15 protein-coding genes are annotated in these 23,495 nt (G+C 64.3%); 10 read left to right on the top strand and 5 right to left on the bottom strand.

The annotated features are described in order from the left end of the window. Positions 1–7: 7 nt before the first annotated feature. Together JY96_RS21850 and JY96_RS01080 are read left to right on the top strand one after the other, a co-directional pair. Complete coding sequence (locus JY96_RS21850; RefSeq protein WP_052162013.1) at positions 8–1,339, top strand: diguanylate cyclase; 1,332 nt, start codon at positions 8–10, stop codon at positions 1,337–1,339. A gap of 42 nt (positions 1,340–1,381) precedes the next feature. Beyond that, the gene (locus tag JY96_RS01080; protein ID WP_035034201.1) at positions 1,382–2,644 is read left to right on the top strand and encodes a GGDEF domain-containing protein; all 1,263 of its coding nucleotides are present in this window, start codon (positions 1,382–1,384) and stop codon (positions 2,642–2,644) included. Here the strand turns inward: JY96_RS01080 and JY96_RS01075 are convergent. Beyond that, positions 2,633–3,547, bottom strand: coding sequence for a cation diffusion facilitator family transporter (locus tag JY96_RS01075; protein ID WP_035040673.1), 915 nt, complete (start codon positions 3,545–3,547; stop codon positions 2,633–2,635). The genes JY96_RS01080 and JY96_RS01075 overlap by 12 nt on opposite strands. 18 nt (positions 3,548–3,565) lie before the next feature. After that, complete coding sequence (gene ribA, locus JY96_RS01070) at positions 3,566–4,216, bottom strand: GTP cyclohydrolase II (RefSeq protein WP_081960943.1); 651 nt, start codon at positions 4,214–4,216, stop codon at positions 3,566–3,568. Positions 4,217–4,586: 370 nt separating this feature from the next. On the opposite strand from ribA, the gene leuA reads away from it, so the two are divergent. From leuA to JY96_RS01040, 6 genes are all read left to right on the top strand, one after another. After that, positions 4,587–6,311: a 2-isopropylmalate synthase gene (gene leuA / locus JY96_RS01065; protein WP_035040668.1), complete on the top strand. Its 1,725-nt coding sequence runs from the start codon at positions 4,587–4,589 to the stop codon at positions 6,309–6,311. Further along, complete coding sequence (locus JY96_RS01060; protein ID WP_081960942.1) at positions 6,308–6,640, top strand: helix-turn-helix domain-containing protein; 333 nt, start codon at positions 6,308–6,310, stop codon at positions 6,638–6,640. Before leuA ends, JY96_RS01060 begins: the two co-directional genes overlap by 4 nt. Positions 6,641–6,712: 72 nt before the next feature. Further along, a complete protein-coding gene (imuA, locus tag JY96_RS01055; protein WP_052162011.1) occupies positions 6,713–7,594 on the top strand; it encodes a translesion DNA synthesis-associated protein ImuA in 882 nt (293 codons plus the stop codon). Beyond that, complete coding sequence (locus JY96_RS01050) at positions 7,545–9,071, top strand: DNA polymerase Y family protein (protein WP_052162010.1); 1,527 nt, start codon at positions 7,545–7,547, stop codon at positions 9,069–9,071. The genes imuA and JY96_RS01050 overlap by 50 nt, the downstream gene beginning before the upstream one ends. A 12-nt stretch (positions 9,072–9,083) precedes the next feature. Continuing rightward, complete coding sequence (locus JY96_RS01045) at positions 9,084–12,323, top strand: error-prone DNA polymerase (RefSeq protein WP_081961537.1); 3,240 nt, start codon at positions 9,084–9,086, stop codon at positions 12,321–12,323. Between the two features lie 165 nt (positions 12,324–12,488). Next, entirely contained in the window at positions 12,489–13,973 is a 1,485-nt protein-coding gene (locus tag JY96_RS01040) for a right-handed parallel beta-helix repeat-containing protein (protein WP_161784226.1), read from the top strand. On the opposite strand, the gene lpdA is transcribed toward JY96_RS01040, so the two are convergent. Genes lpdA through aceE form a run of 3 tightly spaced genes read right to left on the bottom strand, consistent with a single transcriptional unit; the run spans position 13,974 to position 19,961 of the window. Then, the gene (gene lpdA, locus JY96_RS01035; RefSeq protein WP_035034194.1) at positions 13,974–15,869 is read right to left on the bottom strand and encodes a dihydrolipoyl dehydrogenase; all 1,896 of its coding nucleotides are present in this window, start codon (positions 15,867–15,869) and stop codon (positions 13,974–13,976) included. Positions 15,870–15,885: 16 nt separating this feature from the next. After that, positions 15,886–17,238 carry a dihydrolipoyllysine-residue acetyltransferase gene (gene aceF / locus JY96_RS01030; RefSeq protein ID WP_052162009.1) on the bottom strand — a complete coding sequence of 451 codons (1,353 nt, stop codon included), beginning with the start codon at positions 17,236–17,238 and terminating at the stop codon, positions 15,886–15,888. Positions 17,239–17,258: 20 nt separating this feature from the next. Then, positions 17,259–19,961 carry a pyruvate dehydrogenase (acetyl-transferring), homodimeric type gene (aceE, locus tag JY96_RS01025; RefSeq protein WP_035034193.1) on the bottom strand — a complete coding sequence of 901 codons (2,703 nt, stop codon included), beginning with the start codon at positions 19,959–19,961 and terminating at the stop codon, positions 17,259–17,261. A 192-nt stretch (positions 19,962–20,153) separates the two neighbouring features. On the opposite strand from aceE, the gene JY96_RS01020 reads away from it, so the two are divergent. Both JY96_RS01020 and JY96_RS01015 read left to right on the top strand, forming a co-directional pair. Then, the gene (locus JY96_RS01020; RefSeq protein ID WP_369796112.1) at positions 20,154–22,742 is read left to right on the top strand and encodes a PAS domain S-box protein; all 2,589 of its coding nucleotides are present in this window, start codon (positions 20,154–20,156) and stop codon (positions 22,740–22,742) included. Next, positions 22,739–23,377 carry a response regulator transcription factor gene (locus JY96_RS01015; protein WP_035034192.1) on the top strand — a complete coding sequence of 213 codons (639 nt, stop codon included), beginning with the start codon at positions 22,739–22,741 and terminating at the stop codon, positions 23,375–23,377. The genes JY96_RS01020 and JY96_RS01015 overlap by 4 nt, the downstream gene beginning before the upstream one ends. Positions 23,378–23,495 lie beyond the last annotated feature (118 nt).

The raw sequence follows: 23,495 nt of genomic DNA, 5'->3' as shown, positions 1-23,495 counted from the left end.
GGTAGTCATGCTGAACGGTCTCAAGCACCTCACGGTTGGATTGATCGAAGTGCCCTCCATCCCGAATCCCCTCCAGGATCTGAGGCGACCAGGTTTTGACCTGACCGAGCCGACGGAACTGGACCAGGCGCCGGTTCAGGCTGAAGAGTCACGTCAGATCGATCGTCTGCTGGAGCAAGGCTTTCCATGGCTGCGCTTCCCGGCAGTGCTTGAGGCGCGCTTTTCCCTGGATCATGCCGAGCAGCGGCTCAAGTTGCTGCTGGTCAGCGGCATGCTGGTCACCGTGCTCTTCAACTGGTTGCTGCTGTCCGACTGGTTGATGGTGCCCGACATGTTCGAGCAGGCGCTCAAGTTGCGCCTGTTTGTGTTCACGCCCTGCACGATCATTGGTTTTTTCCTGATCGCGAAGCTGCCGCCGCCGCTGGCCAGGGAGTGGTTGGCCACCGGGACTGGCCTGGCGGCTTCTGCCGTCAACCTGTATATCTGCCTGTCCAGCACGGATGCCATGGCCGGGCCCTACCTGATCAGCCTGGTGCCCATCGTGATGTTCAGCAACTCGGTGGCGCAGATGCGCTTTTTCCCTGCGCTGGTGATGGACACGGCCATCCTGGGCATGTTCGGCTACGGTGTCTACAGCCTGTCCGAGCAGTCGTCCATGGCGATCATGATCCCGGCCGGCCTGACGCTGACGTCGGCCATCGTGTTCACGCTCTATGGCTGCTACATGCTGGAGCGTGACGAGCGCCAGAACTGGCTGCTTCACCTGCGCGAGCGCGTGCTCTTGCGTGAGCTGGAGCGGGCCAACAAGCACCTGGACGAGGTTTCACGCTGCGACATCCTGACCGAAGTGGCCAACCGCCGTCACTTCGACGAATACTTGCAGCATGTCTGGGATCGCGCCTGCCGCGATGGCAGTGAGATCTCGCTGATGATGATCGATGTGGACCACTTCAAGTCCTACAACGACCGCTACGGCCACCCCGAGGGCGACGCCTGCTTGAAAGATGTGGCCACGATGCTCAAGCGCCGCTTGCGCCGCCCCGGTGATCTCATAGCCCGTTTTGGGGGTGAGGAGTTCATCGCCGTGCTGGCCGGCACGCCCTTGAGCACCGCCGCCAGCGCGGCCGAGCGCGTGCGCAAAGGGGTTGAAAGTCTCAATCGGGCGCATGCCGCCTCCCCCACGCAACCCGTGGTGACGGTGAGCATCGGCGTGGCGTGTTTGCGCCCGAATTCGCCGCACGCCAGCCCTGCGCAGTTGATCTCCGCCGCTGATGAGGCGCTCTACCAGGCGAAATCTCGCGGTCGCAACCGCGTCTTCGCCTTTGGCACCCACGACTGAAGCCAGCCCGAGATGACACCGTCCCCGAGCTTGAGTCAGCCTGTGGCCACCGAACGCCTGACCCTGGGGCTGGACGACCCCATGATGGCGCGGATCAACCGCCTGCTCGAAAAAGGCTTCCCCTGGATGAAGTTCCCGGGGGCGCTGGAGCAGCAGTTTCTGCTGGACCTGGCTGAGCCGCGCCGGCGCCATTTCCTGATCAGCAGCCTGATTTCCCTGTTGATCTACAACGGCTTCCTGGTTGTGGATTACCTGATGACCAGAGACGTATTCTGGTTGGCCGTGCAGTTGCGGATTCTGTTTTTCACGCCGCTGTCGATTGCCTTCATCTACCTGATCTGGCGGAAAAAAGGCATATTCATCCACAGTTTGCCACCCGCTTCGCTTGAGGTCATCGTGGTGAGCAGTGGTTTGATTGCCGCGGCGAGCCTGGCCTTCATCCTGTCGGAAACCAAAAGCCCGTTCTCACCCTACTATCACGTTGGTTTCACCATCATCGTGCTGTACGGCAATATCGTGCAGCGCTTGCGCTTCTGGTATGCGGTGGTGTTTTCAACGGCCCTGCTGGGTATCCACCTGGCGGGTATATTGCTGCTGGGCAGTTTTCCTCACCGCTTGTTGTGGCCCATTCTCTCGCTGGTGTTGTCGGCCGTGGCGTTTTCCTTGACGGCCAATTACGTGATGGAGCGCGATGAGCGCAAGCGTTACTTGCTGACCATGCGCGAGCGTGGCGTGGTGCGCGAGTTGACGCGCGCGCATGAGCGCCTGCAGGAATTGTCCCGCGTGGATGGCTTGACCGGCTTGTACAACCGCCGGCATTTTCAGGAATACGTCGAGCGCGTCTGGGAGCGCAGCCAGTTTGATGGTGATGACGTCAGCATCATGATGGTCGATGTCGACCACTTCAAGAAGTACAACGACCGTTATGGCCACCCCGCGGGGGACGAGTGCCTGACCCAGATCGCCAAAGTGCTCCAAGGCGCCGTACGCCGCCCGGAGGACCTGATTGCTCGTTATGGTGGCGAGGAGTTCATTGTCGTGCTGCCCCAGACTGCATCGGCCTATGCCGTGGGGGTGGCCGAGCGGGTGCGCGAAGCAGTCGAGGCCTTGCAGATGCGGCACGAAAGCTCGACCTCATCGCATTTCGTGACGGTCAGCATCGGGGTGTCGTCATGCAAGGCGGACTTCCTGCTGAAGGCCTCTCAGCTCATTGCGGCGGCTGATCTGGCGCTGTATCAGGCCAAGCACGAAGGCCGCAACCGTGTGTGCGTGCAGGAGTTGACCAAGCCGGTTTCAACGCCCTGATACAGGGTCCAGGTGGGTCATCACGTCCAGCACGGGCAGCTTGCGCATCACGCGTTCGCGCGCCGTGGCCGCGATGTCGTGCCCTTCCCTGACCGACAAGTCGCCATCGACTTCGATGTGGGCGTCGACCATGATCATGTCGCCCATCTTGCGGGTGCGCAGATCGTGCACGCCTTGCACGCCGGGTGTGTCGGTGAGGATCTCGCGGATCTGTTCGATCTGATCTTCTGAAACGGATCGGTCCATCAGATCATTGAGCGCATCCCAGCCGAATTCCCAGCCCATCTTGGTCACCATGAAGCCGACGATCAGGGCGGCAACAGGGTCCAGCAAAGGGTAGCCCGCGAGGTTGCCGATGATGCCCAGCGCCACAACCAGGGATGAGGCTGCGTCGGAACGGGCATGCCAGGCGTTGGCCACCAGCATGCTGGAGCGCACACGCTCGGCGGCGGCCAGCATGTAGCGGAACAGCAGCTCCTTGGAGACCAGCGCCACCAGGGCCACATACAGGGCCACGGGCTTGACCTTGGGAATCAGCTCAGGGTCACCCAGCTTGTGCACGGCGCTCCACAGCATGCCGATGCCCACACTCAGCAACAGCACCCCCAGCACGAGCGAGGCGGCGGTTTCATAACGGTGGTGGCCGTAATGGTGGTCTTCGTCGGCCTCCTTGCGGCTGTGCTGGTTGGCCAGCAGCACGACAAAGTCGGCGATCAGATCAGACAGCGAATGGATGCCGTCGGCAATCAAGGCTTGCGAATGCGCGAACACACCCACCAGCACCTGCACGGTGGTCAGCACAAGGTTGACCGCCACACTGACCAGCGTGCTGCGCTTGGCCACCGCGTGCCGTTCGGGGGTGTCCTGTTCCGGGTCGTCCTGAGGTGTCAGGTCCAAAGCCATGTTCATGCGCGAGCCTGATCAGCCCAGCCAGTCGATGTGGTGGCCGAGCTTGCGGGCCTTGGTGCCCAGATAGCGTTCGTTTTCGGCCTGGACGTCACTGCGCACTGGCACACGTTCTTCGATCTTGACGCCGTGCTGGGTCAGGGTGTCGACCTTGCGCGGGTTGTTGGTCATCAGCCGGACCGAGTTGATACCCAGGTAAGACAGGATCTCGGCCGCCGCGTCGAAGGTACGCAGGTCGGGCGCAAAGCCCAGATGCTGGTTGGCTTCCACGGTGTCCATGCCCTGGTCCTGCAACTGGTAGGCGCGCAGCTTGTTGGCCAGGCCAATGCCACGGCCTTCCTGGCGCAGGTAAACGACCACGCCGCTGCCCTTCTTGCCGATTTCGCTCATGGCGAAATGCAGTTGAGGGCCGCAGTCGCAGCGCAGGGAGCCGAAAACGTCACCCGTCATGCATTCGGAGTGCACGCGCACCAGGGCGCTGCCGGCGACGTCGCCCATGACCATGGCCACGTGCTCCAGGCCCGTGGCTTTTTCACGAAACAGCTTCATGGTGAAGCTGCCGTGCTCGGTGGGCACACGTGCCTCGGCCAGGAACTCGACCAGGGCGGTGGTCACAGGCGTCAAGGCATCGACAGGGGGCTTGCTGGCGGAATCAGGGGTGGACATTCAATTTCCTCAGGGGCCCGTATTTTGCCAAAAGCCGCTGCTCCCGGCATTCTGGGTGCCAAAAAGACCTGTGTGCGGAAAAAGTGGTGAAGTTCTTGACCAGGGTCGTCTTTTACGTGGACACTGGCAGACATGAACTGCATCTTCGTCTCCCGAACCCGCCGAATTTGGCTAGCGCTAGCTGACAACAGCTGGTGTGTTCGGGTTTCGCGCATCTGATCGAGTTCATACTCCTTCCCTACCCCGACAACGCCAGCCCAGCCGCTGGCGTTTTGCATTACGGGGTCGTTGACAAGCAGTAGGTCAACCGGATTTGGGCCCCACGCCAGTCGGCTTTCTTTCAATCTTGAGGAAAGTCACTGTCATGAGCATGCTCACCACCCCCGCTACGAAGTACGCAGCCGCCCCCGCATCACTCGTATCGGCCTTGCCAGACCGCACCTGGCCCAATCAGCAGATCACCCGCGCGCCCATCTGGATGAGCACGGATCTGCGCGATGGCAACCAGGCCTTGTTCGAACCCATGAACGGCGCCACCAAGTTGCGCATGTTCCAGCTGCTGGTGGAGATCGGTTTCAAGGAAATCGAAGTGGCCTTCCCGGCGGCTTCGCGCACGGACTTCGATTTCGTGCGGACCTTGATCGAAGGCGGGCACATTCCGGATGACGTCACCATCGAGGTGATCACGCAAGCGCGCGAGGACCTCATCCGCGAGACCTTCGAGGCCTTGCGCGGCGCACCCAAGGCCATCGTGCACCTGTACAACGCCACCGCACCAGCCTGGCGTCGCACCGTGTTCGGCATGAGTCGTGACGAGGTCAAGCAACTGGCGGTGCGCAGCACGAAGTTGATCCGCCAGCTGGCCCAGGCCCAGACAGGCACGCGTTGGACTTTTCAGTACAGCCCCGAGACCTTCAGCACGACCGAGCCGGACTTCGCGCTGGACGTGTGCAATGCGGTGATCGAGGCCTGGCAGCCCACGGTGGACCAGCCCATGATCATCAACCTGCCCGCGACCGTGGAGGCCAGCACGCCCAATGTGTACGCGGACCAGATCGAGTGGATGCACCGACGGCTCATAAAGCGTGAGGCTGTCATCCTCAGCGTGCACCCGCACAATGACAGGGGCACCGCGGTGGCCGCCGCCGAGCTGGCCGTGATGGCGGGTGCCCAGCGTGTCGAGGGCTGCTTGTTCGGCAATGGCGAGCGCACCGGCAATGTGGACCTGGTGACCCTGGCCTTGAACCTCTACAGCCAGGGTGTCAGCCCCGGCTTGGACTTCTCCAACCTGCCGGCGATTGCGCGTGCGGTGGAGCACTGCATCGCCTTGCCGGTGCACCCGCGCCATCCGTATGCGGGCGATCTGGTCTTCACCGCGTTTTCGGGCTCGCATCAGGACGCCATTCGCAAGGGGCTGGCCGCGCAGCAGCCCGATGCGCCCTGGACGGTGCCCTACCTCCCCATCGACCCGCGCGATGTCGGGGCCAGTTACGAGGCCGTGATCCGGGTGAACAGCCAGTCCGGCAAGGGGGGCATCACCTACCTGCTTGAGTCGGCGTATGGCCTGGTGATCCCGCGCCGGGCGCAGGTGGAGTTCAGCGCCAGCGTGCAGGCGGTGGCCGATGACACCGGGCGTGAGCTGACGGCTGGTGCCTTGTGGGCCCTGTTCCAGTCCGAGTACCTGGCGGCCCCTGGCCCCTGGGCCCTGTTGCACCACCATGTGAGCGACGACTTGGGCCAATGCCGCGTGGAGTTGCTCGTGCAGACCCCGCATGGCACGCGCCGTCTGCAAGGACATGGCAACGGGCCCTTGGATGCAGCATGGCAAGCCGTGCAGGACTTGGGCTTGCCCGAGGGCGCACAGTGGCATGGCTTTGAAGAGCACGCCACCCGAGAGGGCTCCGACGCCACCGCGCTGGCCTGGGTGGAGGTGGGCGCACCGGGTGTGGCGGGCAGCGTGTATGGCGCAGGGCGGCACCCGCATATCGTGAGTGCGTCCGTGCTGGCCATGATGCAGGCGCTCAACCGCCTGGCGGTCAAGGCCGGCTGGTCTGCTGACGCCGAGATGGACCCAGACAAGGAGCGGGCAGCATGAGGCGCGCATCCCACATGTCCGGGGTCTGCCCCAGTTGCCATCATGTCGGCCCCTTGCTGCGCCACGCCGTGCGGCCCAGTTGGTGGCGTGATGTGCCGCAAGACGGCCGGCCGCAGGTTCGTCGCGGAGACATCGTGCGCTGGCGTTGCCCCGCCTGCAGCCAGACCCATTCTTGCCAGCCGGATTGGGCCTTGCCGGGCAAGCGCCTGACCCGGGCGCTGGATGCCTGGGTCCGACAGGCCTTGCAGGCTGGCCAGAGTGCACGGGCCGTGGCGCGCTGGTGCGGGGTGGACGAAAAAACCGTGCGAACCTGGGGCAGTACGAGCTGAGTGATCGCACTGGACGGCAGCGTTCATTCTCGCTAACATACTGTATGCGTATACAGTATTGCGTCGCTTGATATGAACCTGCCTTCCGCCCGCCTCTCACACGCTCACGATCCGTCCTGCGGCGCGTCTGCCTTGCCTGAGCACGTGGCGCAGGCTGTGTGGCGTGGGGATGCCATGGGGCGGGTGGCCAGCACGGTCATCCCCAGTGGGCACCCGACGCTGGATGCCGAATTGCCGGGCGGGGGCTGGCCGTGTCAGGCCATGACCGAGGTGTTGCTGGCCCAATCGGCCCAGGCCGAGTGGCGCTTGCTGAGCCCGGCGCTGGCGCAGGTCGTGCGGCAAGGTGGCAGCATCTTGTTGATTGCGCCGCCGCATTCACCCCACCTGCCCGGTTTGTTTCGCGAAGGGCTGCATGAAGAACGCCTGATCCGCGTGGATGCCCAGACACCCGCCGAGCGGCTGTGGGCCACCGAGCAGGCACTGAAGGCCGGGTGCGTCAGCGCTGTCCTGAGCTGGTTGCCCCAGGTGCGCCCGGAGCAGATCCGGCGTCTGCATGCCTGCGCGGCGCAGCACCCAGGGTCTCTGTTCGTGTTTCGGCCTGCCAAGGCCCAGGCCGATTCATCCGCAGCGCCCTTGCGTGTGCTGCTGGGGCTGGGGCCATGCCCGCATCCCTTGCAAGTACAGATCATCAAACGGCGAGGGCCGATGCTGGATCAGGTCTTGAGCCTGCCGCATTGGCCAACTGGCCTGATGCCGCTGCTGCCGCCGGCCTCTTTGCCAAGCCAGCTGCCAGTTTCTTCGCGCTCCGTTCCGCTCCTTTCTCCCCCCTTCCCCACGCCTTTGCCCATTACCGCCGCCGACTCCCTGCCCCATCCTGATCTCGACACACACCGCAGGCCACACCATGCTGCACTGGATCGCACTGCTGCCCGGGAGCCCCGCGTTCTGTCCTGATCCTGAGGTGCCAGTCAGCGTTGCACCCACCGTGCTGAGCGCATTGCACCTGGGCTGGTGGGCTCTGCAGTTCACGCCTCGGGTGGCCTTGCTGGAAGATGCCGTGGTGCTGGAGGTGCAAGCCAGCGAGCGCCTGTTTGGTGGCGCCTCGGTATTGCGTGAACGCATCGTGGCTGAAGCCCATGCCCATGGCGCATCAGCCCATGCCCATGCCGCCACGGCCTTGGCGGCTGTGGCGCTGGCTCGCCATGGGCAAGCGGCGGCGTCCTCATCTGAGCCTGCCCGCGTGGTGTCACCGCGGGTGCATGCGGCTTTGCATGCTGCCGATGAAGGTGACGGCAGTGAAGGCGACAACGAAGGCGACAGCAAGGGTGACACCGAAGGCCTTGCCAGACTGGCAGCCGCTCTGGATGCCTTGCCGCTGGATGTGCTGCCGGGCGTCGCCATGCACAGCCACACGCTGGCCAGATTGGGTTGCCGCACCCTGGCCGATGTGCGTGCCCTGCCCCGAGGTGGCTTGAGCCGGCGGTTCGGTGCAGGTTTGCTGCAGACGCTGGACCGGGCCTATGGCCGCAGCCCCGAGGCCTTTGACTGGCTGGTGCTGCCGCCTGTGTTCGACGCCCGGCTGGAGTTGCCTGGCCGGGTTGAATCGGCCCCTGCCCTGCTGTTCGCCGCCAGCCGGCTGTTGCAGCAACTGTGCGCCTGGCTCGCCGGCCGGCAAGCGGGCGTCACGGCCTTCACCCTGCGCTGGCTGCACGATTGGCACCGGCGAGACAGCAGCCGCGAAGGCGAATGGACCGTGCGCCTGGCCAGCCCCACGCGTGACTACCCACGCCTGAGCCGCCTGCTGGCCGAGCACCTGCAACGCATCCAGCTGCATGCGCCCGTGGGTGACATCAGCCTGCATGCCGACGCCATCGAGGCGCTGCCCGTGGGCAACCAGCAACTGTTTCAGGAGCACCGCGAAGATCAACTGAGCGCTCGGCCCGATGCCTTGCTCACGCCGGCCGCGCAGCGTGCTCAGCGCGATGCCTTGCTGGCCTTGCTGGAAAAGCTCAGCGTGCGCCTGGGGCCCGAGCGCGTGTTGCAGGCCCGCATCCAGGCCGACCACCGGCTGGAGTGCGCGCAGCGGTGGCTGTCTGCCGTGCAAGCCTTGTCAGACAAGCGCCGACAGCCCGAGCAGGCCCAGCGGGTTGCCGACATGCCGCAGCCTGGCTGGGTGCTGCCCGAGCCCCTGCCCTTGGCGCTGGACCACGAATTGGGCCAGCACCCGGTCTACCAGGGGCGCTTGACGCTGCTGGCCGGCCCGCACCGCATCGAAGCAGGCTGGTGGGATGCCAACACCGGTCATGCCCGCTTCACACGCGACTACTACCTGGCCAGCAGTGCCCATGCGGGGCTGTTGTGGGTCTTCAGAAGTCAGCAGGCCGCAGACGAGCCTGGTAGCCCCTGGTACCTGCACGGCTTCTTTGCCTGATTGGAGGCCCGCATGTCGACAGCCCCCATGGCCTTTTCGCCCTTTGCCTTGCCGGATTATGTCGAGCTGCATGCCGTCTCGAACTTCTCCTTCCTGCGCGGCGCCTCGCATGCGGAGGAGTTGGTGCAGCGCGCCTTGGCGCTCGGTTATGGCGGGCTGGCGATCACGGATGAATGCAGCCTGGCCGGCGTGGTGCGGGCCCACCTGGCACTGCGCGAGGCCCGGCAGGCCAGGCAAGCTGGCGCAGACACGTTCAAGCTGCTGATCGGCAGCGAGTTCCAGGTGTTCGAGGATGCGCAAGATGAGGCTCCGTTTCGCCTGATCGTGCTGGCCTGCCATCGCTGGGGATACGGCTTGCTGAGCGAGTTCATCACGCGCTTGCGTGGTGCGGCCGAGGGCAAGGGCCATGCAAGGCTGGAACGCCCCCAGATACGGCAAGAAGCCTTGGGGGACTGCGTGGTGCTCATGGCCCCCCATCGTCATGCACCTGCTGATGTCATCGAAGCACAGGCACGCTGGCTCAGGCAGCACTTTGCCGGTCGTTGCTGGCTGGCCCTGGAGCTGCACAACCAGCTGGACGATGCCGTGTGGTTGCGCACGCTGCGCGATGTCAGCGAGGCCTGTCGCGTGCCCCTGGTGGCATCGGGTGATGTGCACATGCATGCCCGTTCCCGCAAGCCCTTGCAGGATGTGCTCACCGCCATCCGCATCGGCAAACCCTTGCCCGAATGCGGGTTGGAACTGGAGCGCCATGCCGAGCGCCACTTGCGCAGCCGCGTGCAACTGGCACAACGCTATCCCGCGGACACCTTGGCCGCCACATGGGATGTGGCCGCGTGTTGCGACTTCAGCCTGGATGAACTGCGCTACGAGTACCCGGAAGAAGTGGTGCCGGCTGGCGAAACGCCATCCAGTTACCTGCGACGCCTCGCCTACGAGGGCAGCAACTGGCGCTACCCCAAGGGGGTACCCGCCCGCGTCCAGCAACAGATCGACAAAGAGTTGGCCCTCATTGCCGAACTGGGCTACGAAAAGTACTTCCTCACGGTGTACGACATCGTGCGCTTCGCTCGCTCCAGGCACATCCTCTGCCAGGGCCGAGGCAGTGCGGCCAATTCCGCCGTGTGCTACTGCCTGGGCGTGACCGAGGTCGATCCCGATCAGTCCACCCTCTTGTTCGAGCGCTTCATCTCCAAAGAGCGCAACGAACCGCCCGATATCGATGTGGACTTCGAGCACGAGCGCCGAGAAGAGGTCATCCAGTACCTCTACCAGCGTTATGGCCGGGATCGTGCGGCATTGACGGCCACCGTCATCAGCTACCGCACGCGCAGCGCCTTGCGCGATGTGGGCAAGGCCTTGGGCTTTGACGCGAGCTTGATCGAGCAAGTCGCCAACAACCACCAGTGGTGGGATGGCAAAGGCCTCCTGCCGGAGCGCTTGCAGGAGCTGGGGCTGGACCCGAACGAGCTTCGCCTGCGCCAATGGCAGGATCTGTCACGCACGCTCATCGGTTTCCCACGCCACCTCAGCCAGCACACCGGTGGCTTCGTCATCGCCAAGGGCGCCTTGTGCCGCATGGTGCCCATCGAGAACGCCAGCATGCCCGATCGCAGCGTCATCCAGTGGGACAAGGACGACCTGGATGCGCTGGGCCTGCTCAAGGTGGACGTGCTGGCGCTGGGCATGCTCACGGCCTTGCGCAAGGCCCTGGATTTCATCGGCCAGCAACGCGGTCACGCCTTCGATCTGCAGGACATTCCCAAGGAGGACAAGGCCACCTACGACATGATCTGCCAGGCTGACACCATCGGCGTCTTCCAGATCGAAAGCCGCGCGCAGATGAGCATGCTGCCGCGCCTGCGGCCTCGGCAGTTCTATGACCTCGTGGTGGAGGTGGCCCTGGTGCGCCCGGGGCCGATCCAGGGCGGCATGGTCCACCCCTATCTGGAGCGGCGCGAGATCTACCGGCGTGACCCTTCTGCCATCACCTATCCGCACGGCCTGGAGGCCGCACTCAAGCGCACCCTGGGCATCCCCATCTTCCAGGAGCAGGTGATGCAGATCGTGGTGCTGGCCGCCGGTTTCTCGCCGGGTGAGGCCGATGAGTTGCGCCGCTCCATGGCCGCCTGGCGGCGCAAAGGTGGCGTGCACAAGTTCAAGGACAAGGTCATCAACGGCATGGTGGTAAACAAGTACGAGCAGGCCTTTGCCGAGCAGATCTTCAATCAGATCCAGGGCTTTGGTGAGTACGGTTTCCCGGAGTCGCACGCGGCCAGCTTTGCCCTGCTGGTTTATGCGAGCGCCTGGGTCAAGTGCCACGAGCCTGCCGCGTTTCTGGCCGGCTTGCTCAACGCACAACCCCTGGGCTTTTATTCACCCAGCCAGCTCGTGCAGGATGCGCGCCGCCATGACGTGGAGGTGCGCCCACCCGATGTGATGGACAGCCAGTGGGATTGCACGCTGGAAGCTCGCCTTGCCACCTCAACTGGCACGACTCGCAAGGCCCCTGCAGACCGTCGGGTGCTCATCAAAAGGGATGATCAAGCAGTGGTGCGCCTGGGCCTGCGCCTGGTGGCGGGCTTGTCCCGTCAGGCGGCTGAGCGCATCGTGCGGGCACGCGAGCAGATGCTCTTCACCGACGTGGATGACCTGGCTCGCCGCGCGGACCTCGATCAGGGCGACATGCGTGCCCTGGCCGCAGGCGATGCATTGATGAGCCTGTCCGGGCACCGCAGGCAGCAGGTCTGGGAGGCTTCGGCCTTGCACCGCGCCCCCCTGCTCTTGCGCGAGGCCCCGGTCGAAGAAGACTGGCTGACCCTGCCGCAGGCCCCTGAAGGCGAGGAGATCGTGTTCGACTATGCCTCCTTGGGGTTGACCCTTCGGCGCCACCCCTTGGCTTTGTTGCGCCCCCAGTTGGCGGCACAGCGGCTGTCTACCGCGCAGGAGATGCGCGACTTCCCGGGCGGCCGGCTGGCGCGTGCCTGTGGCATCGTCACCGTGCGGCAGCAACCGGCCACGGCCTCGGGCGTGATCTTCGTGACGCTGGAGGACGAAACCGGCACGGTCAATGTGGTGGTCTGGACGCACGTGCGTGACCGCTTCAGGCAGGCCCTGCTGCAGTCCCGCTTGCTGGCGGTCTACGGCGTGTGGCAACGTGAGGGCGAGGTGCGCCACCTGATTGCCCATTACCTGCGTGATCTCACGCCCCTGCTGGGCAGCCTGGCCACCACCAGCCGCGATTTTCATTGAGTGCCTCATGCCGGGCGTGCCTGGTCAGGGCAGCTGCTACATTGCCGACACTGATCTGCACCCGCCATGGCTTCTCTCAAGTCTTTTCACATCTGGCTGCCTGTTTTGGTTGCCTGCCTTGTTGGCCTGCATGCCAGCGTAGCAGCGGCGAATGACCATGCAGCCTTGCCTGAGCGTTGGCCCCCGCCCGCACAGACCTCGCCGCCAGACCACTGTTCTCCACGCCTGATTGGCCGCCACGCCACCTATGACGTGGGCCCGGGCCAGGCCTTGACCGAACTCACGGATGTGCCCTGGCTGGCCCTGCAAGCCGGTGATGTCGTCAACATCCACTATCGCCCTGCGCCCTATCGCACCAAGTTCGGCCTGCGTGCACAAGGCACCGCCGACGCCCCCGTCATCATCAACGGCGTGACCAGCAACACCTGCGCTCGGCCCGTGATCTCTGGCGAGCAGGCTGTCACCGCGCGCGACGCCCGCATGGCCGATTTCAACCGCAGCCCCGAAGGGGCCGGCCTCATCCTGATCCATCGGCCACCTGAGGGCGCCAGTGAAACCTTCACGCCGCGCCACATCATCATCCAGAACCTCAAGCTCACGGGTGTGAGGGGCGGCAAAGGCTTTTTCAACGAGGCAGGCAAGGTTCAAAACTACGCGAACTTCTCAGCGGCCATCTATGCCTTGCGCGTTCACAACCTGACGGTGCAGAACTGCGAGATCACCGGCAACAGCATGGGCATCTTCGTCGACACCAAGGGTGATGCCCCTGACGAATACAGCGCCAACATCATCATCCGCGGCAACCTGATCTACTACAACGGCAACCCCGGCAGCTACTACGAGCACAACCTGTACATTCAGGCGCGCCGCGCACTGTACGAGGGCAACTTCATCGGGCAGGCCTATGGCGGCGGCCCGTTGAAAGACCGCAGCAGCGGCACCGTGATCCGCTACAACAAGATCCTGGCCCGTGGGCATGCCATGGATCTTGTCGAAAGCGAAGAAGACGTCAAAATCCTCAGGGTGGACCCGCTCTACCCTTACGCCTGGGTCTACGGCAACATCATCATCAACGACAGTCAGGCTCCGGCTGGCATGGCTGTCAACATGGTGCACTGGGGCTTTGACAATGCCGTTGAGCGTGGTCGCAACGGGGTGCTGTTTTTTTATCACAACACGGTTGTCAGCCGCATCGAGCCTCAGGCCTTTCCTTACGTGGTCGCCTTCCAGATCGGCCGAGATGGCCTGGCCCCGCAAGGTGCCACGGTGGAGGCCGCAGCCAATGTGTTCTGGCAGCAGTCGGACAACGAATGGCGCTTCCTGAGCCAGGCCGGCACCTTGAAGTTCGTCGGCACGAACTATGTGCCACCGATCTGGTATCCCAGCAAGCCAGGCAGCCCCGCCGATGTACAGAAAAAGGCCGCCATCATGCTGGCCGGCAGCAACCCGAAGCTGGATGCAAATGGCCTGCCGCTGCCCGGCTCTCCCGTGCTCAATCAGCCCGACGCCGGGCCGAGCTTCACGCCGCCAGGCGCCATTGCCGAGAACCTGCGGGTCGAGCACCAGTACAAGACAGGTGTGGGCATCGTGCCCAGGCCTGCGTCCAGCAAGCCCGGGCGCACGGCCCTGGGGGCCATGGCCGCGCCTTGATCAGCGCTTGCGCACCGGCATCAGGTCGGTGCATGAGCCGTGTGCGGCCTCGGCCGCCAGGCCCACGCTTTCGCCCAGGGTCGGGTGCGGGTGGATGGTCTTGCCGATGTCGACCTCGTCGGCGCCCATCTCGATGGCCAGGGCCACCTCGCTGATGAGATCACCCGCATGCGTGCCCACGATGCCACCGCCCACAATGCGGCCGGTCTCGGCGTCGAACAGCAGCTTGGTGAAGCCCTCTGCGCGGCCATTGGCCAACGCCCGCCCGGAGGCGCCCCAAGGGAACAGGCCCTTCTTGATGGCCTTGCCTTGCGCCTTGGCTTGCTCTTCGGTGAGGCCCACCCAGGCGATCTCGGGGTCGGTGTAGGCCACGCTGGGGATCACCAGCGGGTCAAACGCGGCGCTGGCGAGCTCATGGTTGCCTTGCAGCTCACCGGCGATCACTTCAGCGGCCACATGCCCTTCATGCACGGCCTTGTGCGCCAGCATGGGTTGCCCGACGATGTCGCCGATGGCAAACAGGCTGGGTACATTGCTGCGCATCTGTGCGTCCACGGGGATGAAGCCGCGCTCGTTGACCGTCAGTCCGGCCTTGTCAGCACCGATCTTGCGGCCATTGGGGCTGCGGCCGACGGCTTGCAACACCAGGTCATAGGTCTCGGGTGCAGGCGCATCGACACCGGGCTTGGCCGACTCGAAGCTCACGCGGATGCCCTCCGGCGTGGCTTGCGCCGCCACCGTCTTGGTGCCCAGCATGATGCGGTCAAAGCGCCCGGCATTGAACTTCTGCCAGACGTTGACCAGATCGCGGTCTGCGCCGGGCATGAGGGTGTCGCTCATTTCGACCACGTCGATTCGCGTGCCGCTTTGCGCACCCAATGACGAGTACACCGTACCCATCTCCAGGCCGATGATGCCGCCGCCGATCACCAGCATCTTCTTGGGGATGGCCGGCAGCGTCAGGGCGCCGGTTGAATCCACCACGCGTGGGTCATCAGGCAGGAAAGGCAGGCGCACGGCCTGCGAGCCTGCCGCGATGATGGCGCGCTTGAAGCTGATGCTGCGGCGCTCGCCGGTCTTGTCCTGGCTGCTGCCGCTGGTGAGCTCCACCTGCAGGTGGTGGGCATCGACCAGCGAGCCATAACCGCGCACGATCTCGACCTTGCGGGCCTTGGCCATGCCGGCCAGGCCAGTGGTGAGCTTGCGCGTGACGCCACTCTTGTGCGCGCGCAGTTTGTCCAGATCCAGCGTGGGCGCGGCAAAGCTCACGCCCAATGCATCGAAGTGCTTGACCTCGTCCATGACAGCGGCCACATGCAGCAAAGCCTTCGAGGGGATGCAGCCCACGTTCAGGCACACGCCGCCCAATTCGGCGTAGCGCTCGACCAGGATCACCTTGAGGCCCAGATCGGCCGCACGGAAGGCAGCGCTGTAGCCACCGGGGCCACCGCCGAGCACGAGCACGTCGCAATCGGTGTCAGCGGGCGCGTTGACCGCCGCCGCGACGGGCGCAGCCGCCAATGGTGCAGCAGCGTTGGCAGCCGAAGCTGCTGCGGAGGCCGCACCGCTTGACGATGAGGGCGCGCTACTGGCCGACGACGCAGGCGCGGCAGCGGGTGCAGGTGCAGCAGGTGCCGCTGATGCGCCGGCATCGGCCCCAGCCACGTCCAGGGTCAGGATGACCTGCCCCTGCCCCACCCGGTCGCCGATCTTCACCTTGATCTCGCCCACCACGCCGGCTTGCGGCGAGGGCACTTCCATGGAAGCCTTGTCCGACTCCAGCGTGATGAGGCTTTGCTCGGCCGTGATCGCCTGCCCCGGTTTGACCAGGATTTCGATGACAGCCGCGTCCGCGATGTCCCCGATGTCGGGAACGGGAATGTTGATCAATGCCATGTGATGGTTCCCTTGCTCACACCAGCGCGCGGCGGAAGTCGGCCAGCAGGCTGGCCAGGTAGGTGTTGAACTTCGCCGCCGATGCGCCGTCGATGACGCGGTGGTCGTAGCTCAGGCTCAACGGCAGGATCAGTCTTGGTACGAATTCCTTGCCATTCCACACGGGCTTCATCGCCGAGCGGCACACGCCCAGAATGGCCACTTCCGGCGCGTTGATGATGGGCGTGAACGTGGTCCCGCCAAACCCGCCCAGGGACGAAATGGAGAAGCAGCCACCCTGCATCTCGACAGGTGACAGCTTGCCCTCGCGGGCCTTGGCGGCCAGCGCAGCGGTCTCCAGCGCGAGCTGGCTCAAGCTCTTTTGATCAACGTCCCGGATCACGGGTACCACCAGGCCATTGGGGGTATCCGCGGCAAAGCCGATGTGCACGTACTGCTTGAGCACCAGATCATCGCCATCCAGCGAAGCATTGAACTGCGGGAACTTCTTGAGCGCCACCGCACAGGCCTTGAGCAGGAAGGCCAGCAAGGTGAACTTGGTGCCGGCCTTGGCATGCTCTTCATTGAGCTTGACGCGCAAGGCTTCCAGCTCGGTGATGTCGGCCTCGTCGTTGTTGGTGACGTGGGGGATGCGCACCCAGTTGCGGTGCAGATTGGCGCCCGAGATCTTCTTGATGCGCGACAGCGGCTGGCGCTCGATCGGGCCGAACTTGGTGAAGTCCACTGAAGGCCAGGGCAGCAAGGTCATGCCACCCAGGTCGGCAGAGCCAACACCAGCGCCCGTGGCGCCAGCTTGCGTTTGATCCGCACGCACCATCACGCCCTTGACGAAGTTCTGCACGTCGACATGGGTGATGCGGCCTTTGGGGCCTGTGCCGGGCACCTTGCTCAGGACCACGCCGAGCTCACGCGCGAACCGGCGCACCGAGGGCGATGCGTGGGAGACCGCACCCAGCACGGGCACCTCCAGGTCGGCCAAGGCCGCTGTGGGCGGCGTGCGCTCGTGGGAAGCCGCCGCGGCCATAGATGCAGCGGCGATCGGGGCCGCTGCAGGAACGGGGGCAGCCGCGGGCGCTGGTGTTGGCGCGGGCGCGGCAGCAGGTGCCGACGCCGGTGCCGCAGAGGCACCCTCCGCCGTTTCCAGCAAGGCCACCAGCGAGCCCTGGCTCACTTTGTCGCCCAGCTTGACGCGCAGCTCCTTGAGCACACCGCCTACGGCGCTGGGCACTTCCATGGAAGCCTTGTCCGATTCAATCGTGATCAGGCTTTGTTCAGGTTTGATGGTGTCGCCCGGTTTGACGAGCAACTCGATCACCGCAGCATCTTTCACGTCCCCGATATCGGGTACGGTCAGTTCAATCACAGCCATGAGATGTCTACCTTCCTGCCTCAGGCGTACAGCGGGTTGATCTTGTTGGTGTCGATGCCGTACTTGGCAATCGCCTCGGCCACCTTGGCCAGTGGCAACTGCCCGTCATCAGCCAGGCCCTTGAGCGCTGCCACCACGATGTAATGGCGGTTGATCTCGAAGTGCTCGCGCAGGCGGTAGCGGAAATCACTGCGCCCGAAGCCATCGGTGCCCAGCACCCTGTACGAACGGCCCTTGGGGATGAAGGCGCGGATCTGCTCAGGCAGGGCCTTCACATAGTCGGTCGAAGCCACCACGGGGCCAGCCGTGCGGTTCAGTTGCGCTGTCACGAAAGGCACGCGAGGCGTCTCGGTGGGGTGCAGCAGGTTGTGGCGCTCGGCGTCCAGGCCTTCTCGGGCCAGCAGGTTGAAGCTGGGGCAGCTCCACACATTGGCGCCCACGCCCCACTCGGCTTCCAGCAACTCCTTGGCCGCCATGGATTCCCGCAGGATCGAGCCTGCACCTAGCAGGTTGACGCTCAGCTTGTGCTTCGCATCCGCTTCCTGCAGCAGGTACATGCCCTGGACGATTTCGGCTTCGGTGCCGCTCTTCAGGCCGGGTTGCGCATAGTTCTCGTTGAGCAGCGTCAGGTAGTAGAAGACGTTCTCCTGCTTCTCGACCATGCGCTTGAGGCCGTCCTGGATGATGACCGCCACTTCATGCGCGAAGCTGGGGTCATAGCTCATGCAGTTGGGGATGGTGCCGGCCACCAGCTGGCTGTGACCGTCTTCGTGCTGCAGGCCCTCGCCATTGAGCGTCGTGCGCCCCGAGGTGCCGCCCAGCAGGAAGCCGCGTGCCTGCATGTCGCCAGCCGCCCAGGCCAGGTCGCCCACGCGCTGCAGGCCGAACATCGAGTAATACACGTAGAACGGGATCATCACGCGGTTGTTCGTCGAGTACGACGTGGCCGCGGCAATCCACGAGCACATGCCGCCCGCTTCGTTGATGCCTTCCTGCAGGATCTGGCCAGCCTTGTCTTCGCGGTAGTACATGACCTGATCGCGGTCGACCGGCGTGTACTTCTGGCCCTCAGGCGCATAGATGCCGATCTGGCGGAACAAGCCCTCCATGCCGAAGGTGCGGGCTTCGTCCACCAGGATGGGCACCACGCGGGGCCCCAGCGCCGGGTCGCGCAGCAGCGGTGTCAGGCAACGCACGAAGGCCTGCGTGGTTGAAATCTCGCGGCCTTCGGCTGTGGGTTCCAGGATGCTCTGGAAGGCCGACAACTCGGGCACCTGCAGCGACTCTTCAGCCTTCGTGCGGCGCTTGGGCAGGTAGCCACCCAGGGCTTGCCGGCGGGCATGCAGGTACTGCATCTCCGGCGTGTTTTCGGCCGGCTTGATGAAAGGCAGCTTGGGCAGATCCTCGTCGGTCACGGGGATGTTGAAGCGGTCACGGAAGACCTTGATGTCTTCATCCGTGAGCTTCTTGGTCTGGTGCGCGGTGTTCTTGCCTTCACCGCTCTTGCCCATGCCAAAGCCCTTGACGGTCTTGATCAGCAGCACGGAGGGCTGGCCGGTGTGGTTCACCGCCGCGTGGTAGGCCGCGTACACCTTTTGCGGATCATGGCCACCACGGTTGAGGCGCCAGATGTCGTCGTCCGACAGGCGCGCCACCATTTCCAGGGTCTTGGGGTCACGCCCGAAGAAGTGCTGGCGAACAAAGGCGCCGTCGTTGGCCTTGCACGCCTGGTAGTCGCCGTCGACCATCTCCATCATGATGCGGCGCAGCGTGCCGTCCTTGTCGCGCGCCAGCAGCGGGTCCCAGTACGAGCCCCACAAGAGCTTGATGACGTTCCAGCCCGAGCCACGGAATTCGCCCTCCAGCTCCTGCACGATCTTGCCGTTGCCTCGCACCGGGCCGTCCAGACGCTGCAGGTTGCAGTTGACGACGAAGATCAGGTTGTCGAGTTTTTCGCGCGCGGCCAGGCCGATGGCGCCCAGCGATTCGGGTTCGTCCATCTCGCCGTCGCCGCAGAACACCCAGACCTTGCGTTTGGACGTATCGGCAATGCCGCGGGCATGCAGGTATTTCAGGAAGCGGGCCTGGTAGATCGCCATGATGGGCCCCAGGCCCATGGACACGGTCGGGAACTGCCAGAACTCGGGCATCAGCTTGGGGTGCGGGTAGCTCGACAGCCCCTTGCCACCCACCTCCTGCCGGAAGTTGAGCAACTGCTCCTCGGAAATGCGCCCTTCCATGAAGGCGCGCGCATAAATGCCGGGTGCCGAATGCCCCTGCACGTACAGCAGGTCGCCGCCGTGATCCGGCGTGTCAGCGTGCCAGAAGTGGTTGAAGCCGCAGCCCAGCATGGTCGCCAGCGAGGCAAACGAGGAGATGTGCCCGCCCAGGTCGCCGCCGTCGGCGGGGTTGTGGCGGTTGGCACGCACCACCATGGCCATGGCGTTCCAGCGCATGAAGGCGCGCAGGCGCTCTTCCATCTCCAGGTTGCCCGGGCAATGGGCCTCGTCTTCCACGGCAATGGTGTTCACGTAGGCCGTGGTCGCCGAAAACGGCATGTCGATGCCGGCCTGACGGGCGTGGTCCAACAGTGTTTCCAGCAGATCGTGCGCGCGGGCTCGGCCCTCGGTTTCGATCACGCCGCTCAAGGCATCCAGCCATTCGCGGGTCTCTTGGGGATCCATGTCCATGGATGCGGACGGAATTGGATCAAGTGCAGACATGGGTTCAGTCTCCGGTTGGTGAGGCTTATTTCACAGTATGGACATAAGCCAAGAGTCTGCGAACGTGGATAAACGCCGCAAACCTGGACACACTGCCAAACGTGCGATCGAAGCAACGCATGGCGCGGTGCACAAAATATACGATTTGCGGGCCGCTCTCAAATTGTGGAAGCCCACACCGATAATTCCGTCATGGCATTTTCTGCATCCACCAACAACCCGGCGACCTTGCCCATGGCAAACCCCGGCCAGACCAACCGTTTGTTCTGGCGCTGGTGGCGCAAGCAGTCTCCCTCTCAGCAAGACCGGTATGCGACCCTGGGGCCGCTGGTTTCCGTGCTGCTGTTTCTGGCGGCGATCATTGCCGCGTTCTGGTATTTGCGGAATGAGGAACTGGAGCGCGAGCAGGAGTCGGTCAAACGCGACACTGAGGTGGTTCAGCAACAAATTCGCCTGCGCCTGATTGAAAACCAGGAGCAATTGCTTCGGCTGGGGCGCGAAATCAGCATCAAGGCCGTCTCGCCCGAGCAGTTCATGCGCCAGGCGGGCGATTTCGTGCGCGCGCGCCCCGAGGTCATCAGCGTCTCGTGGGTGCAGGCCGACGAAAGCGTCAAGGCCGCACGCACCACCCTGAGCCTGCCGCTGGACCCTGGCCAGGCCATGGACCTGGACCCTCTGGGGACGCGGCCCGAGCAATACGACCCATTGCACGTCAGCAAGGAGCAGCAAAGCGCCTTCCGACTGGCCCGTGAACGCAACCAGCCGATCTATTCCAAACCTTACGCCAACCAGATGGGCGGCAAGGTCATCCAGGTCCACATCCCGCTGATCGACCGCAGCGGCTTCATCGGCACGGTGGTGACCGAGTACTCGCTCGAATCACTGATGCGCTACCTCGTCCCGCGCGAGGTGGCCGCGCGGCACGCCATGGGCCTGATCCAGGCGGATGGCGAGATGCTGACCAGCACGGTGGGGGGCGAAAGCAGCAACTCGGCCAGGCCCACCTTCATGTATGACGTCATCGTCACCCCGGTGGGCAACGGGCTGATGTTGCGCGGCATGGGTTTCAAGACCTCGTCCAACCTGATCGGCAACACCCTGTTCTGGATGGTGGTGGCCTTGTCCGCACTCACGGTCTGGACACTGATGGGCACCTTGCGCCACATGCGCCGGCGCTCCCAGATCCAGAAGACGCTGGTGCAGGAAACCAATTTCCGCCGGGCGATGGAGAACTCCATGCTCACTGGCATGCGCACCATCGACCTGGAAGGCCGCATCACCTACGTGAACCCGGCTTTCTGCGCCATGACCGGCTTCTCGGAAGAAGAGCTGATCGGCTGTGTGCCGCCCTACCCCTACTGGCCCAAGGACCGGCTCGACGAGTTCAACCGCATGTTCCAGCAGGAACTGCTCGGCCGCAGCCCCATGGGCGGCATCGAGGTGGTGATGCAGCGCCGCGACGGCAGCCAGTTTGACGCCCGCATGTACGTGTCGCCCCTGATCGACGCCCAGGGCGACCAGACCGGCTGGATGACCTCGGTGACCAACATCACCGAAGCCAAGCGCGTGCGCGACCAGCTCACCGCGGCCCACGAGCGTTTCACCACCGTGCTGGAAGGGCTGGATGCGGCCGTGTCCGTGGTGTCCGTTCAGCGCGGCGAGTTGCTGTTTGCCAACCGCTCCTACCGCCTGTGGTTCGGCGCCAACCCGGACGCCCACGCGCAACTCACCGGCGGCGAAATCATGCCCGACGAGGTGCTGGACGGCGACGAGTCCGTGGACCACTTCGGCGGCCTGCCCACCCAGGCCCTGACCAATGCTGGCAGCGACACCCGCGAAGTCTTCATGGACGGCGTCCAGAAATGGTTCGACGTGCGCGCCCGCTACGTGCAGTGGACCGACGGCCACCTGGCTCAGATGCTGATCGCCACCGACATCACCGCCCGCAAGCACGCCGAAGAGGCCGCCGCCCGCCAGGCCGAAAAGTCGCAGTTCACCAGCCGCCTGATCACCATGGGCGAGATGGCCTCGACCGTGGCCCACGAGCTCAACCAGCCACTGGCGGCCATCTCCAACTACTGCAGCGGCATGATCAGCCGGGTGCAGTCCGGCAGCATCGACACCGAGCAGCTCGTCGGTGCGTTGGAAAAGACCTCCCGCCAGGCGCAACGGGCTGGCCAGATCATCCACCGCATCCGCCAGTTCGTGAAACGCAGCGAGCCGCAACGCCAGCCCGCCAAGGTGCGCGACATCACCGACGCCGTGCTCGAATTGGCCGTGTTCGAGATGAAACGCCGCCGGGTGACGCTCAACACCACGGTCGCCAACCGCCTGCCCGTCCTCATGGCGGACCCGATCCTGATCGAGCAGGTGCTGCTGAACCTGCTGAAAAATGCGGCAGAAGCCATCGATTCGGCGCAGATGCCACAGTCGCGTCGGATCATCGATCTGCGCGTCGCCCAGCGCAAAACCGAAGAACAGGGGCCGGTGGTGGAGTTCTCGGTCAGCGACGGCGGCCCCGGCATGAAAGAAGAGATGCTGGCGCGGCTGTTCGAGGCCTTCCACTCCACCAAGGCCGAGGGCCTGGGGATAGGCCTTAGTCTGTGCAGATCCATCATTGAGTCACATCATGGCCGTATCAAGGCCGAGAACATCTACAATGAGGACATGGTGGTAGGTTGTCGTTTCACGTTCACCCTGCCGATTGACAGTGGGAGTGCCACGGATTTCGCAGATACCGTCACGCCCCCTTCCAACGACTTACTTGCCGATAACCCATGAGCTTGATCCCCAAAAAAGGCACTGTGTATGTGGTTGATGACGACGAGGCCGTTCGCGACTCGTTGCAGTGGCTGCTGGAAGGCAAGGACTACCGTGTCCGTTGCTTCGATTCCGCCGAATCCTTCCTGGCCCGTTTCGACCCCCGTGAAGTCGCTTGCCTGATCGCCGACATCCGCATGGATGGCATGAGCGGTCTGGAGCTGCAGGACAAGCTGCTGGAGCGCAAGTCCCCCCTGCCCATCGTGTTCATCACCGGCCACGGCGACGTGCCCATGGCTGTGAACACCATGAAAAAGGGTGCCATGGACTTCATCGAGAAGCCCTTCAAGGAAGACGCCCTGGTGGCCCTGGTGGAGCGCATGCTCGAACAGGCCCGCACCGCCTTCTCGCAGTCTCAGGAAGCTGCCAGCCGCGAGGCCCTGCTGTCGCGCCTGACCACGCGTGAGGCCCAGGTGCTGGAGCGCATCGTCGCCGGTCGCCTGAACAAGCAGATCGCCGACGATCTGGGCATCAGCATCAAGACCGTGGAAGCCCACCGAGCCAACGTGATGGAAAAGCTCAACGCCAACACCGTGGCCGACTTGCTCAAGATTGCCCTGGGTGCCAACGCACCTGGTGCCGCCCAGACCAAGTGACGAGCGGTGGGTGGCCCCGGGGCTGCCCACACCGAATCGTCCGCCGGACCTCCAGAAGGCCGCCTCACCCCACCGTGGCGGCCTTTTTCTATTGATTTTTTCGCCTTTCCAGCATTCC

This window comes from Aquabacterium sp. NJ1 (genome assembly GCF_000768065.1).
Taxonomy (GTDB): domain Bacteria; phylum Pseudomonadota; class Gammaproteobacteria; order Burkholderiales; family Burkholderiaceae_C; genus Aquabacterium.
The sequence above is the reverse complement of the archived record's forward strand: the minus strand, read 5'-3'. Positions and strand labels throughout refer to the sequence as shown.